This is a genomic window from Streptomyces sp. SID14515 (assembly GCF_010548505.1).
Lineage (GTDB): Bacteria > Actinomycetota > Actinomycetes > Streptomycetales > Streptomycetaceae > Streptomyces > Streptomyces caviscabies.
Map to the genome: position 1 here is coordinate 1 of NZ_JAAGMH010000054.1, position 15162 is coordinate 15162.

At 72.7% G+C, this 15162-nt stretch carries 12 protein-coding genes; 9 read left to right on the forward strand and 3 right to left on the reverse strand.

The genetic code is table 11. The annotated features are described in order from the left end of the window. The first annotated feature begins 187 nt into the window (after positions 1 to 187). Positions 188 to 1057 carry a hypothetical protein gene (locus tag G3I54_RS10285; RefSeq protein WP_164613422.1) on the forward strand — a complete coding sequence of 290 codons (870 nt, stop codon included), beginning with the start codon at positions 188 to 190 and terminating at the stop codon, positions 1055 to 1057. Beyond that, positions 1054 to 2244, forward strand: a complete 1191-nt coding sequence (mycP, locus tag G3I54_RS10290) for a type VII secretion-associated serine protease mycosin (protein ID WP_164613314.1) — start codon at positions 1054 to 1056, stop codon at positions 2242 to 2244. The genes G3I54_RS10285 and mycP overlap by 4 nt, the downstream gene beginning before the upstream one ends. Before the next feature lie 20 nt (positions 2245 to 2264). Here the strand turns inward: mycP and G3I54_RS10295 are convergent, their stop codons facing one another. Further along, entirely contained in the window at positions 2265 to 3215 is a 951-nt protein-coding gene (locus G3I54_RS10295; RefSeq protein ID WP_164613316.1) for a DMT family transporter, read from the reverse strand. Between the two features lie 69 nt (positions 3216 to 3284). Between G3I54_RS10295 and G3I54_RS10300 the strand changes: the two genes are divergently transcribed. The 3 genes from G3I54_RS10300 (at position 3285) to G3I54_RS10310 (ending at position 5517) form a co-directional block, all read left to right on the forward strand. Beyond that, positions 3285 to 3896, forward strand: coding sequence for a TetR/AcrR family transcriptional regulator (locus tag G3I54_RS10300; protein WP_239144320.1), 612 nt, complete (start codon positions 3285 to 3287; stop codon positions 3894 to 3896). Between the two features lie 62 nt (positions 3897 to 3958). Further along, the gene (locus G3I54_RS10305) at positions 3959 to 4687 is read left to right on the forward strand and encodes an SseB family protein (protein ID WP_164613318.1); all 729 of its coding nucleotides are present in this window, start codon (positions 3959 to 3961) and stop codon (positions 4685 to 4687) included. Positions 4688 to 4803: 116 nt separating this feature from the next. Next, positions 4804 to 5517, forward strand: a complete 714-nt coding sequence (locus tag G3I54_RS10310; protein ID WP_164613320.1) for an MIP family channel protein — start codon at positions 4804 to 4806, stop codon at positions 5515 to 5517. Positions 5518 to 5631: 114 nt separating this feature from the next. Here the strand turns inward: G3I54_RS10310 and G3I54_RS40130 are convergent, their stop codons facing one another. Beyond that, a complete protein-coding gene (locus G3I54_RS40130; protein WP_164613322.1) occupies positions 5632 to 6729 on the reverse strand; it encodes an alpha/beta fold hydrolase in 1098 nt (365 codons plus the stop codon). A gap of 327 nt (positions 6730 to 7056) precedes the next feature. Continuing rightward, positions 7057 to 8514, reverse strand: a complete 1458-nt coding sequence (locus tag G3I54_RS10320; RefSeq protein ID WP_343240304.1) for a sulfatase-like hydrolase/transferase — start codon at positions 8512 to 8514, stop codon at positions 7057 to 7059. Between the two features lie 497 nt (positions 8515 to 9011). On the opposite strand from G3I54_RS10320, the gene G3I54_RS10325 reads away from it, so the two are divergent. The 4 genes from G3I54_RS10325 to G3I54_RS10340 are packed head-to-tail and all read left to right on the forward strand — an operon-like array spanning position 9012 to position 15120. Then, positions 9012 to 11231 carry an MMPL family transporter gene (locus tag G3I54_RS10325; protein ID WP_164613324.1) on the forward strand — a complete coding sequence of 740 codons (2220 nt, stop codon included), beginning with the start codon at positions 9012 to 9014 and terminating at the stop codon, positions 11229 to 11231. Between the two features lie 34 nt (positions 11232 to 11265). After that, positions 11266 to 12795: a streptophobe family protein gene (locus G3I54_RS10330; RefSeq protein WP_164613326.1), complete on the forward strand. Its 1530-nt coding sequence runs from the start codon at positions 11266 to 11268 to the stop codon at positions 12793 to 12795. Between the two features lie 31 nt (positions 12796 to 12826). After that, complete coding sequence (locus G3I54_RS10335; protein WP_203685892.1) at positions 12827 to 13561, forward strand: response regulator transcription factor; 735 nt, start codon at positions 12827 to 12829, stop codon at positions 13559 to 13561. Positions 13562 to 13572: 11 nt separating this feature from the next. Beyond that, positions 13573 to 15120, forward strand: a complete 1548-nt coding sequence (locus tag G3I54_RS10340) for a HAMP domain-containing sensor histidine kinase (protein WP_343240305.1) — start codon at positions 13573 to 13575, stop codon at positions 15118 to 15120. Positions 15121 to 15162 lie beyond the last annotated feature (42 nt).

The following is a 15162-nucleotide window of genomic DNA, read 5'->3' on the forward strand; positions in this document are numbered from 1 at the left end:
CCCCGCAAGCCCCGCAAGCCCCGCAAGCCCCGCAAGCCCCGCAAGCCCCGCAAGCCCCGCAAGCCCCGCAAGCCCCGCAAGCCCCGCAAGCCCCGCAAGCCCCCCGGCCCCGGCCCCGCCCTCCGCGAGTCCGGCGCCCTCCGGCCCGCCTCCCGTCCCCCGGCGCAGGCCCGTCGGGGCCGTCGACCTGACGCCCGCGCCGGGAGCCGTTCCGCCGCCCCCCGGCGGCTACCCGGTGCCGGTCCGCTACGGCTACCCGGAGACCCCCGCCGAGACCACCACCCGGCTGCGGCCGGTCCGGCCCCGGCAGCGGTGGCGTACCGTCGCGGCCGCCGCCTGCGTCGTGCTCGGGCTCGGGCTGATCGGCGGGGCGGCCACCGGAGCCTGGCTGACCGGCGACTCCTCGGCCGAGACCACCCGGAACCCGTACACCACCGCCCGCGACGCCTGGCACAGCGTCCCCGTCGACACGCTGTTCCCGCGCACCCTCCAGGGCAAGGGCGCGGGCCCCGGCTCCACCCACCGCACCTGGACCCGGCTCGCCGTCGCCGCCGACAGCACCTGCACCGACGGACTCGACCCGCTGCTCCTGACCACGCTCCGGTCCGTCGGCTGCGAACGGCTGGTGCGCGCCACCTACACCGACGCCACCCGCTCCGCCGTCACCACCGTCGGCCTGGTCTTCACCGAGGCCGACGCGCCGGGCATGGAGGCCCTGCGCACCCGGTTCACCGAGCAGAAGCTCGGCGCGCGCAAGGACCTCATGCCGCGGACGTACGCCCCCGAGGGCACCCCCGCGGCCTCCTTCGGCGACAAGCAGCGCGCCAGCTGGACGGTCAACCCGCTCACGGAGATCCCGGTCGTCGTCCTCGCCGTCTCCGGCTTCGCGGACGGCCGCCCCGTCGCCGAACCGCAGCCCGCGCCCGACGCCATGGCACCGGGCGCGGCGACGGACATCGCCCAGGCCGGGCTCGGCCACGAGGCGAAGGGCATCGCGGACCGGGTGGAGCGCGGACTGCGCACGACCGTCGCCGAACTCACGGAGCAGCCCGGATGACCCGACGACCCCACCGCGTCCTCGCCGCGGTCTGCGCCGCCGCCGTCCTCGCCCTCACCCCCGTCGCGCCCGCCCACGCGGACGCCATCCGCGACCAGCAGTGGGCTCTGAAGGCCCTGCACACGGACCGGGCCTGGCAGACCACCCGGGGGCAGGGCGTCACCGTCGCCGTGCTGGACACCGGGGTCGACGACGCCCACCCCGACCTGACGGGCCAGGTGCTCCCCGGCAAGGACCTCGTGGGCTTCGGCGCGGCCCGGGGCGACTCCTCCTGGGCCCTGCACGGCACCGCGATGGCCGGCATCATCGCCGGACGCGGCAACGGCCCCGGGCGCGCCGACGGCATCCTCGGCATCGCCCCCGAGGCCCGGATCCTGCCGGTCCGGGTGATCCTGGAGTCCAAGGACCCGGCCCGCGCCAAGGCCCGCAAGTCGCGCGGCACCGCCCTCGCCGACGGCATCCGCTGGGCCGCCGACAACGGCGCGGACGTCATCAACCTCTCCCTGGGCGACGACAGCAAGTCCGCCCACCCCGACCCCGGCGAGGACGCGGCCATCCAGTACGCCCTGTCCAAGGGCATCCCGGTGGTCGCATCGGCGGGCAACGGCGGCGAGAAGGGGGACCGGATCTCCTACCCCGCCGCGTACCCCGGAGTGATCGCGGTCGCCGCCGTCGACGAGTACGGCACCCACGCCTCGTTCTCCACCCGCCGCTGGTACGCCACCGTCAGCGCCCCCGGCGTCGACATCGTGGTCGCCAACCCGGACGGGCACTACTACATCGAGTGGGGCACCTCGGCCGCCGCCGCGTTCGTCTCCGGCGCGGTCGCCCTGGTCCGTGCCGCCCACCCCGGTCTCGGCCCGGCCCAGATCAAGAAGCTGCTCGCCGACACCGCCCGCGACGCCCCCGCCCAGGGCCGCGACGACGCCCGCGGCTACGGCATCGTCGACCCGGCGGAGGCCATCGAGGCGGGCTCCCGGCTGCGCCCGGCCGACGTGGGGGACCTGGACGCCAAGGCCGCCCCGGCCGGACACCGCGGGCGGTACTTCGGCGACGGCCCGGACCCGGCCCCGGCCGCCGACGGAACGGTCAACTGGGCGGCTCCGCTCGCCGGCGGCCTCGGCGCGGTGCTGCTGGCGGCCGCCGTCGTCCTGTGGCGCGGCCGGAACGCCTCCGGCCGCCGCTGAGCCCTGCCCGGACCGCGGCCTCACCGCCCCGCCCCGGGCAGGGCTTCCGCCCGGTCGCGCGCGCCCGGCTCCGGTTCCGGCTCCCCGGCGGGTCCGTCACCACCCGGTGCGGCCCCCCGGTACACCACGGCCACCGCCACCAGGCCGAGGGCCAGCCCGAGCGCGGTCCGCGGCCCGAACGGCTCCCCGAACATCAGAGCGCCCCAGACCGCCGTGACCGGGGCCATCAGGAACATGAGCGTGTTGACCGCGGTGACGCCCGAGCGCCGCAGGATCAGCCAGTACAGCCCGTACCCGCCGAAGGTGGACAGCACCACCAGCCAGCCGACCGCGCCCCAGAACGCGAGCTCGGCGGGCGGCAGCGCGGTCCCGGTGCCGACGGCGAGCGCGGTGAAGATCACGGTGCTGGCGGCGCAGTGGACGGTCAGCGACACCGAAGGGGCCACCCGGGTGGCGGAACGGCTTTCCAGGAAGGTGGCGGCCACCAGCGCCAGCATGCCGACGAACGGCAGGGCGTAGGCCCACCAGGCCACCCCGGCGGCGGCCGAGGCGTCGGCCAGCGTGACCACGGCGACCCCGCTCACCCCCAGGCACAGGCCGAGCCACTGCCGGGCGGTGACGTACTGGCGCAGCAGCGGTCCGGCCAGCGCCCCCGCCACCAGGGGCTGGACCCCGTCGATCAGGGCCGTGGTGCCCGTGGAGACCCCGAGCTGGATCGCGTAGTAGACGGTCAGCAGATAGCCGCTCTGCGACAGCGCGCCGATCACGGCCTGCCGGGCCACGTCCCGTACGCCCAGGCCCCGCCAGGAGGCCCGTGCCACGGTCACCGCGACCGCGACCAGGACGACCGTCAGCGGCAGGAACCGCCACATCAGGATCGTGAGCGCGGACGCGTTGCCGGCGCCGAGCTTCGCCCCGATGAACCCGGAACTCCAGCACAGCACGAAGGCGACCGGAAGCAGGACGTTCATGATGCACGCACCTCGCTATACAGATCGGTATACCTGCCCTCGACTATACAGATCGGTATACTCGGTGGCATGGATGCCGGTACTTCGAACGAGCTGCGACGGATCACCATGACGCCTGCCGCGCGACGGGCCCTGGCGGCCGCCGAGCGGCTGTTCTACGAGCGGGGCATCCACGCCGTCGGGGTGGACCTGATCGCCGCCGAGGCCGGGGTGACCAAGAAGACGCTCTACGACCGCTTCGGCTCCAAGGAGCAGATCGTCGTGGAGTACCTCGCCGGCCGCGACGAACGCTGGCGTGTCCTGCTCGCCGAGCGCCTCGACGCCGCACCGCCCGAGCCGAAGGCGCGCGTCCTGGCCGTCTTCGACGCCTCGCGCGCCTGGATGGCGGACAACGGCTCCAAGGGCTGCAGCATGATCAACGCCCATGCGGAGATCAGCGACCCGTCCCACCCGGCGCACGCGGTCATCACCGGCCAGAAGCGGTGGATGCTGGACCTGTTCACCCGGCTCGCCCAGGGGCTCGACGGCCTCGGCGCCGACGCGGCCGACCGGCTGGGCCGGACGCTGATGCTGCTGCACGAAGGAGCCCTCGCCGCCCACGGCCTGAAGGTCTTCCCCGACCCCGTCGCCCACGCCCGCGACGAGGCGCGCGCCCTACTGACCGGGGCGACCGAGAGCTGAGCCCCCGCCCCCGCTCGCCACCTGCGGGCGAGCCGCGAGGGGCCAGGCACTACCCTCGTCCCGTGGAGCTCAAGAACATTCCGGACCCCGGTTTCTCCGACGACGACGGCTCGGCGTCCCCCGCCCTGACCAGGGCCCTGGACGCCTGGTCCCGGGACCGGAGCGCCGTCGGCCCGGTCCTCGCGGCACTCCAGGGCGCCCGGCTCCTGGTCCCCGTCGTCGCCGTCCTCGGCGAGGTCGAGGAGGACGAGAAGGGGCTCCGGCGCGAGAAGACCAGCGACATGGCCGTGCCCACCCTCCGGGCCGGCGACCGGCGCGCGCTGCCCGCCTTCACCTCCACCGCCTCGCTGGCGCTCTGGGACCCGGAGGCGCGCCCCGTCGCCGTACCGCTGCACCAGGCGCTCCAGGCCGCCGCCCACGAGAAGGCCGACACCGTCGTGCTGGACCTCGCCGGGCCCGTCGCCTTCGAGCTGAGCGGGCAGGCGCTCCTTGCCCTTGCCGAGAACCGCACCTCCACCGACCCGCTCCAGGACCCCGCCGTCATCGAGGCCGTACGGGAGACCGTGGCCGCCGACCCCGCCGTGGTCCGCGCCCACCTCGGGCCCGGCAGCGCGGACGGCACCCTCGCGCTGGTCCTCGCCCCGGACGCGGTGCCCGCCGAGGCGGCCCGCCGCATCGCCGGTGCGCTCTCGGTCAGCGAGGTGCTGCGGGCCCGACTGGTGAACGGCCTGGACCTGGCCCTTCTCCCCGCCGGCACGGCCACTCCGGGAGAGCCCCTCTTCGCGCGCTGACGCGGCGGGGCTGTCGGGCCCGCCCCGGCCCGACGAGCGCGAAGCGCCCACCGCCGTGAGAATGATCGGGAATCCGGAGAAATCCGGCCGACCGACCAAGCTCGCGAGGTGGTTGCATGAAGACGCGGATCGTGGCGTCAGAGTTCCTCGGCACCCTGCTGCTGGTGTTCTTCGCCGTAGGGTCCGCGGTGGTCGCCGTCGAATACCTCGGCACGGTGGGCATCGCCCTCACCTTCGGCTTCACCCTGCTCGCGCTCGCCTACGCGCTCGGCCCGATCTCCGGCTGTCACGTCAACCCCGCGGTGACGCTGGGCATGCTGATGGCCGGCCGGATCGACCTCCGTACGGCCGTCGAGCGCTGGGTGGCCCAGATCCTCGGCGCGATCGTCGGCGCGGCCCTGCTGTTCCTGCTGGCCAAGCAGATCCCTGGCCTTGAGACCAGTGGCGAGTTCGGCACCAACGGCTACGACGACCGGTCGGCCGTCGGCATCAACATCGGCGGCGCGTTCCTCGCCGAGGTGGTGCTCACCTTCCTGCTCGTCTACGTCGTCCTCGCGGTGACCCACAAAGTGGCGGTCACCGGCTTCGACGGACTGCCCATCGGCCTGGCGCTCGCCGCGATCCACCTGGTGGGCATCCCGCTGACCGGCACCTCGGTCAACCCGGCGCGCAGCCTCGGCCCGGCGCTCTTCGCGGGCGGCGCGGCCCTCTCCCAGCTCTGGCTGTTCCTCGTCGCACCCCTGGTCGGCGGAGTGATCGCCGCCTACGCCCACCGGCTCACCCACCCCTTCCCCAACGTGCTGCCCGAAGAGACGGAGGACGCCGCCTGAGGAGCCGCACACGCGGGAGCCCGCCGCCCCACGGGGGGACGGCGGGCTCCTTCGCGTACGGGGGAGGGCGACGGTTCCGACGTCGGCCGGTTGCACGGGCGCTTGGGCGCGCCGTCAGGTGTGCAGTGCGAGGAAGGCGGCTAGTTCCTCGGCGTAGGCGCGGGGGTCGGCATTCCAGGCGCCGGTGTGGCTCGCCCCTTCCACGGTGACGAGTTCGACCTTGTCGGGCCAGTCATGGGCGAACTCGGCGCTGCTGGCGTACGGCACGACGGTGTCTCCGGTGCCGTGGAAGAGCAGGACGGGCTGTTCCGGCCCGCCGCCGCGCCGGTTGGCGGCCAGGGCGTCGACATCGTCGAAGTCGACGCCGGAGCGCAGCCCGACGATCCCGGCCTGGAGAGCGGCGACGGGAGCGGGGAGACCGAGACCGTCGGCGATGGTGTCGAAGGTCGCGCGGTAGTCGAGGGCGGGCGAGTCGAGGACGACGGCGCGTACGGCGCTGGTGTCTTCTGCGCGTTGGAGGTAGGTCTCGACGATGCCGCCGCCCATGGAGTGGCCGAGCAGCACGACGCCGGTGGCCCCTTGGGCGCGGGCGTAGCGGACGGCGGCGTCGAGGTCGCGCCATTCGGTGTCGCCGAAGTGGCGGGTGTTGCTGCCGTCCCGCGGTGCGCCGGGATCGTTGCGGTAGGTGATGTCGAGAACAGGGTGGCCGAGGTCGTGCAGTTGGGGCATGGTGCGCAGTCCCGCGGCGCGTCCGGCGCCGAGGCCGTGGACCTGGATGACCCAGGTGGTGCCGGAGCCGGGGAGGAACCAGGCGGGCATCGGGCCGAGTTCGCCGGGATAGGTGACCTCCTGGTGGGCGAGGCCGAGGGCTTGCTCCGGATCGGAGTTCCAGACGGTGACGATGACCTTCGCTTCGGCGCCCGGGGCGGGCGAGGCTTCGGAGGTGAGTTCGCGGGTGACGGTGTCGTCGTCGGAGGAGAGGACGGGGCCCAGGGTGCCGTGGTGGCGCAGGTCGGTCTCCTCGTCCTGCCAGATCAGCCCGAATACGCCGGTGCAGCGGCTGTCGGCGGTGGCGGGGAGGGTCACTTCGCCCGGTGCGGAGGCGACGATGTAGGTGTTGAGCGGGGTGTCGTCCATGGGGCGGACGAGCCTGCCCGCGGCGAGCCAGAGCAGTCCGGCGGTGGCGCAGAGGGCGAGGGCGAGGACGCTCACGAGACCGACGACCAGACGTCGGCGCAGTCGGGAACGACGGGTTCGGCGGCCGGACGCGGGGGTCTGTGGGGCGGCTTCGGATCTGGCGGCCTCCTGGGCGGAGGTTTCCGGAGCAACGGCCTCCGGAGCGGTGTGCTCGGGTGGGGTGCGGTCGTGGGGCATGGGCGGTGACGGTTCCCGGTTCATGAGCGCTTGAGGGTGGTGGGGTCGGTGGGGCCGGTTCATGAGTGCTTGAGGGCGGTGCGGGTGAGGCGGCCCGAGGCGCCGTTCGGGCAGGGGCCACCAGGTGGCGGCCGCGCGACGCGCATGGCGCCGACTCCCTCACCTCTATGCCGGATAGGGCAGCAGGCCGGCGTCGATCCCTTCCCAGGCTGTCCTCAGCTCGGCCACCAGTCGCGGTTCGTGTGCCGACCGGTCGGCACACTCCCGCTGGTCCTGCTCCATGTCGTAGAGCGAGTCCTTGTCGTCCTTGTGCGGGAACCTGGCCTTGGCAGCGCGGTGGTACTTCCACTTGCCGCGGCGCAGGGCCCGCTCCTCGCGGGTGCGCCAGAAGAGGTCCCGTTCGGGTGCCTTCTCGCCGCGCAGCAGGTATCCGGTGAGGCTCATGCCGTCCAGCGGGGTGGCCGGGTCGGGGCGGGCTCCGGCGACGTCGAGGAAGGTGGCGGTCCAGTCCGGGGTGAACACGGGTACGCGGCTGACCTGGTGACCGTCGACACGGGCGGGCCACCGCAGGATGGCCGGTACCCGGATTCCGCCTTCGAGTAGCGCGTACTTGCCTCCGGTCAGCGGCCAGCTGTTGGAGTAGCGCTCCCCGCCGTTGTCGCTGGAGAAGACGACGAGGGTGTCGCGTTCCTGCCCCGAGCGTTTCAGGGCCCGCATGACCTCGCCGACGGAGCGGTCGAGGTTCTCGACCATCGCCCGGTACGTGGCCAGGGACCCGCCGTCCAGATGCGCGAGGGCGAGTTGGGCCTGTTCGAGCGGTAGTCCGAGGACGAGCCGCTCCAGCCGCTCGGCCTCCTCCGTGTCGCCCTCGGCGATCCAGGGCCAGTGCGGGGTGGTGAAGTTGAGGTTGAGCAGCCACGGCCTGTCGTGGTCGCGGGCGATGAACTCGCCCGCCCGCTCGGTGAGGACCCGTGTGTAGTAGCGCAGGTCCTTGTAGGGCGTCTCGCCCTCGTACAGGTCGTAGACCCTGTCGCTGGTGAGCTTCGAGTAGTACTCCAGGGCGCCGCCGAAGTTCCCGAAGAACTCGTCCCAGCCCGACCGGGTGGGGGAGTGGTCCGGCAGGAAGCCGCAGTGCCACTTTCCGATCATCGCCGCCCTGTACCCGGCTCGGCCCAGGAGTGAGGCCAGCGTGGAATGGGAGGGTTCGAGACCGACGGCGGACCTCTCCACGATGGGCTCCTCCAACCCGGCCTCCGTACGCCCCGGATAGCGGCCGGTGTAGAGGCTGAGCCTGGTGGGCGAGCAGGTCGAGGACCCCGCGTAGCCGTCGGTGAACCGCACGCCCTGCGAGGCGAGCCGGTCGAGGTGGGGGGTCTTGATGTGCGGCGAGCCGTAGCAGGCGAGATCGGCCCAGCCGAGATCGTCGGCGAGTATGCAGAGCAGGTTCGGCCTCTTGGCCCTTCGGCCCGTGGCGGCCCGGAAGGGCCGCTCCGCGGTGGCCCCGGACGCGGTCGGCGCCGCGTGGGCCACCGAGGCGGGCGGACCCACCACAGCGGCGGCGGCCCCTGCTCCGACCGCACCTCCGAAGGCTCGGCGCGACAGGTTCTGTTCAGGCTTTGGCACGGTTGGCTCCTTGTGCCGGGCGGGACACGGAGTCGGTGCTGCCCGGAAGTTGGGAAGACAGGGCGAGAGCATGAAGCGGTGAGGCAGCTCGACGGGGCCGGCCATGCGCCGTGGCGCCTGTCCGTTTCCGAGGAACTGCCGTTGCCGGTATCAGCTTGGCCACCGCGACGATCGCGCATTCATCTCCGGTGGCCCCCTTCTGTGTGTTCTCTGGGAATCCCCTGGCTCGCAGGCGGGTGAAGAACGGGGCAATCCGGTCGCTTTCTTGACAGCGGCCGGGCCGGATACCCAGGAAATTCCCAGGAACTCTCCGAAAGCGGCGAAGTCCGGTTGGGAGAGTGCGGCCACGCCGGCGGACGACGGCGTCGGCGGACGTGACGTTCGCCTTCCCGGACATGACGTTCACCGGACCCCTGTGCGCGGGTGCCGTGCGACTGCCCGTCAAGGTCGTCCGCCCGGTGGCCTCCCGTAAATCGAACCCTTCCCAGGAGCCACACGTGGCAGCCCTTCTCCACCGACTCGGCCGGTTCGCCCACCGGCGCCGCTATCTCGTGGTCCTGCTGTGGATCTGCCTGCTCACGCTGGGCGGTGTGGCCGCGGCTCAGGCCCCCGCCGCCGGGCCCACGTCCTTCGCCATGCCCGGCACCGAGTCCCAGCGGGCCTACGACCTGATCGACGAGCGGTTCGAAGGGCAGCGGGCCGACGGCGCCACGGCACGGGTGGTCTTCAAGGCGCCGGAAGGCGGCAGGATCACCGACCCGGACCTGCGCGACGTGGTCGCGACCACCGTCGACGAACTCGCCGCCGGACCCGAAGTGGCCCAGGTGACCGACCCGTTCGAGGCCAGGACCGTCAGCGCCGACCGGTCGGCCGCGTACGCCCAGGTGACCTACGAGGTCTCCGGCACGGAACTCTCCGAGCAGACCCGCCGGGCCCTCGCCGACACGATGGCGAAAGCCTCCCGTTCGGGCCTGACGGTCGAGGCCGGGGGCACCGCCCTCAAGGGAGAACGGGGATCCCACACGGCCGAGCTCGTCGGACTCGCCGTCGCCGCAGTCGTCCTGCTGATTACCCTGGGGTCGCTGCTCGCCGCCGGGCTGCCGCTGATCACCGCGCTCATCGGCGTCGGCATCGGCGTGTGCTCCATCACCGCCCTGGCGTCGACGTTCGCACTGGACTCCACCACGTCCGTGCTGGCCACGATGCTGGGGCTGGCCGTAGGCATCGACTACGCCCTGTTCATCGTGTCGCGCTACCGCGGTGAGCTGGCCGACGGGCGGCTGCCGGAGGACGCGGCCGGACGGTCGCTCGGTACGGCGGGCTCGACAGTGGTCTTCGCCGGTCTGACGGTGGTGATCGCGCTCGCGGGCCTGGCCGTGGTCGACATCCCGCTGCTCACGAAGATGGGCGTCGCGGCGGCGGGGACCGTGCTGCTGGCCGTACTCGTCGCGCTGACTCTCGTCCCCGCACTCCTGGGTGTGGCCGGCGGCCGCATCAAGGCACCGAGGACGCGGAACAAGTCGGCGAACCCCGAGCCCATGGACGGCTCCGGCACACCGCGGGCATCGAACATGGGCGGCCGCTGGGCGTCGTTCGTGATCCGCCGCCCCGTGGCCGTGCTGGTGGCCGGCGCGGCCCTGCTGTGCACGCTCGCCGTCCCGGCGGCGTCCATGCGACTGGGGCTGCCCGATGAGGGCTCACAGTCGGTGGCCGGCACGCAGCGCAGGGCGTACGACCTCATCTCGGAGAACTTCGGCCCCGGCTTCAACGGACCGCTCCTCGCCGTCGCCGACGCGCGAGGAAGCGACGACCCGAAGCGGACCGTGGACGAACTCACCACCGTCATGAAGGACATCGACGGAGTCGCCACCGTCGGCCCGCCCCGCTTCGACGACGCCGGCGACACGGCCATGATCACCGTCATCCCCGCAGCACGTCCCGGAAGCGCCGGGACAGAGGCCGCGGTCCACGCCATCCGCGCCGCGGGCGGCGACGTCATGAACGACGGCGGCGGCCGGTTGATGGTGTCCGGCAGCACGGCGATGAACGTCGACGTGTCGCAGAAGCTGAACGACGCTCTCCTGCCCTACCTCGCCCTCGTCGTCGGACTCGCCTTTCTCCTGCTCACCCTGGTCTTCCGCTCTCTCGCCGTGCCGCTGAAGGCCGCCCTGGGCTTCCTGCTCTCCGTCGCCGCCTCGCTGGGCGCGGTCGTCGCGGTCTTCCAGTGGGGCTGGCTCTCCTCGTTGCTGGGCGTCACCGACCCGGGGCCGGTGATGTCGATGATGCCGATCTTCATGGTCGGAATCGTCTTCGGCCTCGCCATGGACTACGAGGTGTTCCTGGTCACCCGCGTCCGCGAGGCGTACGTCGGCGGGCGGACGGCCCGTGAAGCGATCACCGCCGGATTCCGCCACAGCGCCCGTGTGGTGACGGCCGCGGCCCTGATCATGATCGCCGTGTTCGCCGGCTTCATGGGGGCGGACGAGCAGATGGTTAAGACCATCGGCTTCGGCCTGGCCGTCGCGGTGTTCATCGACGCCTTCATCGTGCGGATGACCCTTGTTCCGGCCGTACTGGCACTCATGGGCGACCGGGCGTGGTGGCTTCCCCGCCGGCTCGACGCCGTCCTCCCCCACCTGGATGTCGAAGGGGACGGCCTGCGGGTCGAAGAGAAGCACCAAGAAGGCTCCGTGCTCGCGCACGGCACCCGTTCCTGACGGCCGAATGCCGAATACAGAAAGAACGCTCCTGATGCCCATCCTGTCGAAGAAGAACACCTCCCCGGAACCCATGCCGAAACGCCCAGGAACGGTCGCCGGCCACCTCCTGGAAGGCGTGGGTTCCGTGGTCGTCGCCGTCCTGGCGATGGCGCTCGTGGGGTACGCGGCTCTGCGGAGTCTGCACGCCGAATCGATCGGCACGCCGACTCAGCTGGTGCCGCTGCTCCTGGCCATGGCGGTCGGCGGCTCGCTGACGCTGTCGTCGGCGGGCGGCGCTCCGGCCGTGGGCGACGGAGCGGCCGGCGGCGGGCCGGGTGGTCTCCTCGGAGGCGGGGGAGGCTCCGGTGGTATACGCCTGGAGGTGACCGGCGGTCTGGACCTCATGCCGCTGTCGCTCACGCTCGTCGGCTCCGTGGTTCTCGCCGCGCTCTTCTTCCGGCCGCTCCGGCGACGGGTGAGGCCGACCGGGCCCATGCTCGGCGCTCGCTGCGGAGGGGCGGCGCTCGCCGCGGTGACGCTGTTCGCCGTGGCCGCCTCCCGGGCGTCCGGGACGCTGCGGTTGCCGGAGTACGTCACCTCGCGGCTCGGCGAGGGCAAGGGCGGCGGTCGCGCCGGGGGGCGGGGACTGAGCGACGCGATGAAGGACGTCGCCGTCGATGTCGACGCCGGAGCGGTCGCCGCCCAGGGACTGGCCTGGGCGTCCGTCGTCCTGCTGATCGGCTGGGTCGTCGCCCGCCGTACCACCCTGCCCCGTGGTCTCGCGGCGTCCTCGCTCCGGCTCCGGTGGAACCCGGCGGCCTCCGCGGTCGTCGGCGTCCATCTGACGCTGGCCCTCGTCCCGCTGCTGCTGTCCGCAGCCCTGGCCGCCGTGGCGCTGGGAGGTCGCGATCTGCCGGGCGCGACCGGCAAGGCCGTCGGTGGGCTGCTGCTCCTGGCGCCCAATCTCCTGACCATCCTGCTCACCGCAGGCCAGGGCTACGCCTGGCAGGGGACCATGGAGAGGGATCAGGGCAGCGGCGGCCTCGCGGGCATGTTCGCGGGCCGGGCCGAGGCGGCAGCCGAGTCGGCTCCCCGCGGCAGGAACGTGATGGACGTGGCCGTCGCGGGGATCCCCGTGTGGGCCGTCGGGCTGGCCCTGCTGCTGGCCACACTGCTCGTCTGCGGCTATGTCGCCACCGCGCGCACCCCTCGCCCCACCCCGCGTGAGGCCGCGGACGCGCTCCTCGGCCACCATCTGCGGATCGCGGTGCGCATCGGCGTCGTCACGTCCCTGGGCACGGTCCTCGCGTCCTGGCTCACCACGGCTTCCGGCGGATTCGGCGTCGGTATCATGGGCATGCGATTGGGCGGCGCCACCGCCGACCTCGGCGGGGACTGGGTCCTGGCCTGTCTCACCGGAAGTCTGCTCGGCACCGCCGCAGGCTACGCTGGAAGCCGTCTCCATCGCGTACTGCGCATGCGGCGACCCGCCACGGCTCCTGTCGTGAAGCGCCGCCCCGGCCCGAGCCCGTCCGCGCCGGCGGACCGCGCGTCCGCGGCCGCCGCAGCCAAGAGCCCGTGAACGCGCCACCAGGCGACCGACCCTGTCCAGGATGCCGACGATGACCACGCCCTCCCCGACGTCCGGCGGAAATCTGCTCGTCGTCGACGACGAGCAGACCGTCCGGGAGCTGCTGCCGACCGCACTGCGCTACGCCGGCTTCACCGTGGACACGGCCGCCACCGGCGAACAGGCCCTGGACAGGGCGGCGCAGCACCCACCGGACCTGGTCCTGCTCGACGTGATGCTCCCCGACATGGACGGCTTCGAAGTGATCCGACGCCTCCGTGAGCAGCCGAACGCGGCCACGACCGACCGGCTGGGTCCCGTTCCCGTCATCTTCCTCACCGCCCGCGAAGCGACCCGGGACAAGGTCAACGGACTCCTGCTGGGCGGAGACGACTACGTCACCAAGCCGTTCGACCTCGAGGAGCTGATCGCCCGGATCCAGGCGATTCTGCGGAGGACCAAGGGAAATCCCCACGCGACCTTGAAGATGGCCGACCTCGAACTCGACCCGGACGGGCATCAGACCACCCGAGGAGGCGTGCCCGTCCGCCTTTCGCCCACCGAGTTCCGGCTGCTGCACTTCCTTCTCTCGAATCCCGGGAGCACCGTGTCCAAGTCGCAGATTCTCGAACACGTATGGCGATACGACTTCGGCGGCGATCCCAGCATCGTGGACACCTACATCAGCTATCTACGGCGCAAGATCGAAAAGGGCGGGCCGAAACTCATCCACACCGTCCACGGAATCGGATACGTGATGCGCGGCCCGCGCACGTGAGGGTGCGCACCGTGGCATCGCGGATCCGGCGGGCGGTGAACCGGTACTCTCTGCGCGCGCGTCTGCTGTTCCTGGCTGCGACGCTGCTGGCCGTCGGCCTGGTGACCAACGCGTTCTTCGTGAGCGGCGCGCTGAGCGGGTACCTGATGGAGCAGGCCGACTCCCGCCTCAAGGTCACCACGCAGATCTGTGCCCGGCTTCCCGTCGCCGCGCTGGAAGCCTCACAGGGCGCCGAGCGCGTTCCCCCGCAGTGGAGCCAGTTCAGCAACCCTGTGGTCGTCTACGTGGACGATCGGGGCACGGTCCTCGATCGGATACCACCACCGCGGAAGCTTCCTCGGGGGAGTGGGCCCGACCTTCCCGACCTCGACGCCCACGCCGTCGACGCGCGGAAGGGCGATCCGTTCACCGTCGGCTCCCGGAACGGGCCGGGGCGGTGGCGGGTCATGGCCGTGCCCTACACCTCGGTCACCGGTGCCCCGGCCGACGGTGGCTCCCGGCCCGACAACGTGATCGTGGCGGCGTCCCTCTCCCACGTCGACGACACGGTGAGCGAGATCCGCACGATATCCGTCACCGTGGGCAGTGTCCTGCTCTGCCTCCTCACGGCGGTCGGCTGGCTGGCCGTGCGCTCGGGCCTGCGTCCGCTGGCCCGTATCGAGGAGACCGCGGCGGCCATCGCGCACGGCGACTTCTCCCGCCGTGTCCCGGCCCTGGCCGGGCCGCGAACCGAGACGGGCCGGCTCACCACATCGCTCAACGGCATGCTCGTCCAGATCGAGACGGCCTTCCAGGCCAGGGAAGAGGCCGAGGCGCGCATGCGCCGCTTCGTCGCCGACGCCAGCCACGAGATGCGCACCCCTCTGGTCGGCATCAAGGGATACACCGACCTCTACCGCATGGGCGCGCTGCCGACCCGGCGGAACGTCGACGAGACGATGGAACGTATCGCCCGGGAGTCCGAGCGCCTGGGCCGACTCGTCGAGGACATGCTGCTGCTCGCGAGGCTCGACGAGGCCACGTACCTCGCCCGGCCGGGGGCCGCCGCGCCGGATCAGTATCCGCTGGAACTCGCGCCCATGGACCTGCGTACCCTCGCGGTCGACGCCCTGCACGACATCCACGCCATGGATCCCACCCGGTCCGTCACCCTGACCGGCCCGGACGCCGGCAAGGCCACCTCGGCCCCCGCCCTGGCGGACGAAGCGCGACTGCGGCAGGTGGTCAGCAATCTGGTCGGAAACGCGGTGAACCACACCCCGCCCGGCAGCGGCATCCGTGTCGGCGTCGGCTCGCTGGACGGCCACGCCGTGATCGAGATCGAGGACACGGGCCCCGGTCTGCCGGCCGATGAGCAGAAGCGGGTCTTCGAACGCTTCTACCGCGCGGACAACTCGCGCAGCCGAACAGCGGGCGGCGGCTCAGGACTCGGCCTCGCCATCGTCCACGCACTCGTCAGCGCGCACGGCGGCCGCGTCGAACTGCGCTCGGAGCCCGGGCAGGGGTGCCGCTTCCGGATTCTGCTGCCCCGGCTGGGCAGCGGGACACCGGAGACGTGAGGCCGGGCGGGCCACACGGCGGGCGCACCCGAGGCCGGGCGG

Excerpts from the sequence above, each read along its gene's own strand:
- G3I54_RS10310 (WP_164613320.1), top strand. The coding sequence starts at position 4,804 with ATGAAGACGCGGATCGTGGCGTCAGAGTTCCTCGGCACCCTGCTGCTG.
- G3I54_RS10330 (WP_164613326.1), top strand. The coding sequence starts at position 11,266 with ATGCCCATCCTGTCGAAGAAGAACACCTCCCCGGAACCCATGCCGAAA.
- G3I54_RS10300 (WP_239144320.1), top strand. The coding sequence starts at position 3,285 with ATGGATGCCGGTACTTCGAACGAGCTGCGACGGATCACCATGACGCCT.
- G3I54_RS10335 (WP_203685892.1), top strand. The coding sequence starts at position 12,827 with ATGCCGACGATGACCACGCCCTCCCCGACGTCCGGCGGAAATCTGCTC.
- mycP (WP_164613314.1), top strand. The coding sequence starts at position 1,054 with ATGACCCGACGACCCCACCGCGTCCTCGCCGCGGTCTGCGCCGCCGCC.
- G3I54_RS10295 (WP_164613316.1), bottom strand. The coding sequence starts at position 3,215 with ATGAACGTCCTGCTTCCGGTCGCCTTCGTGCTGTGCTGGAGTTCCGGG.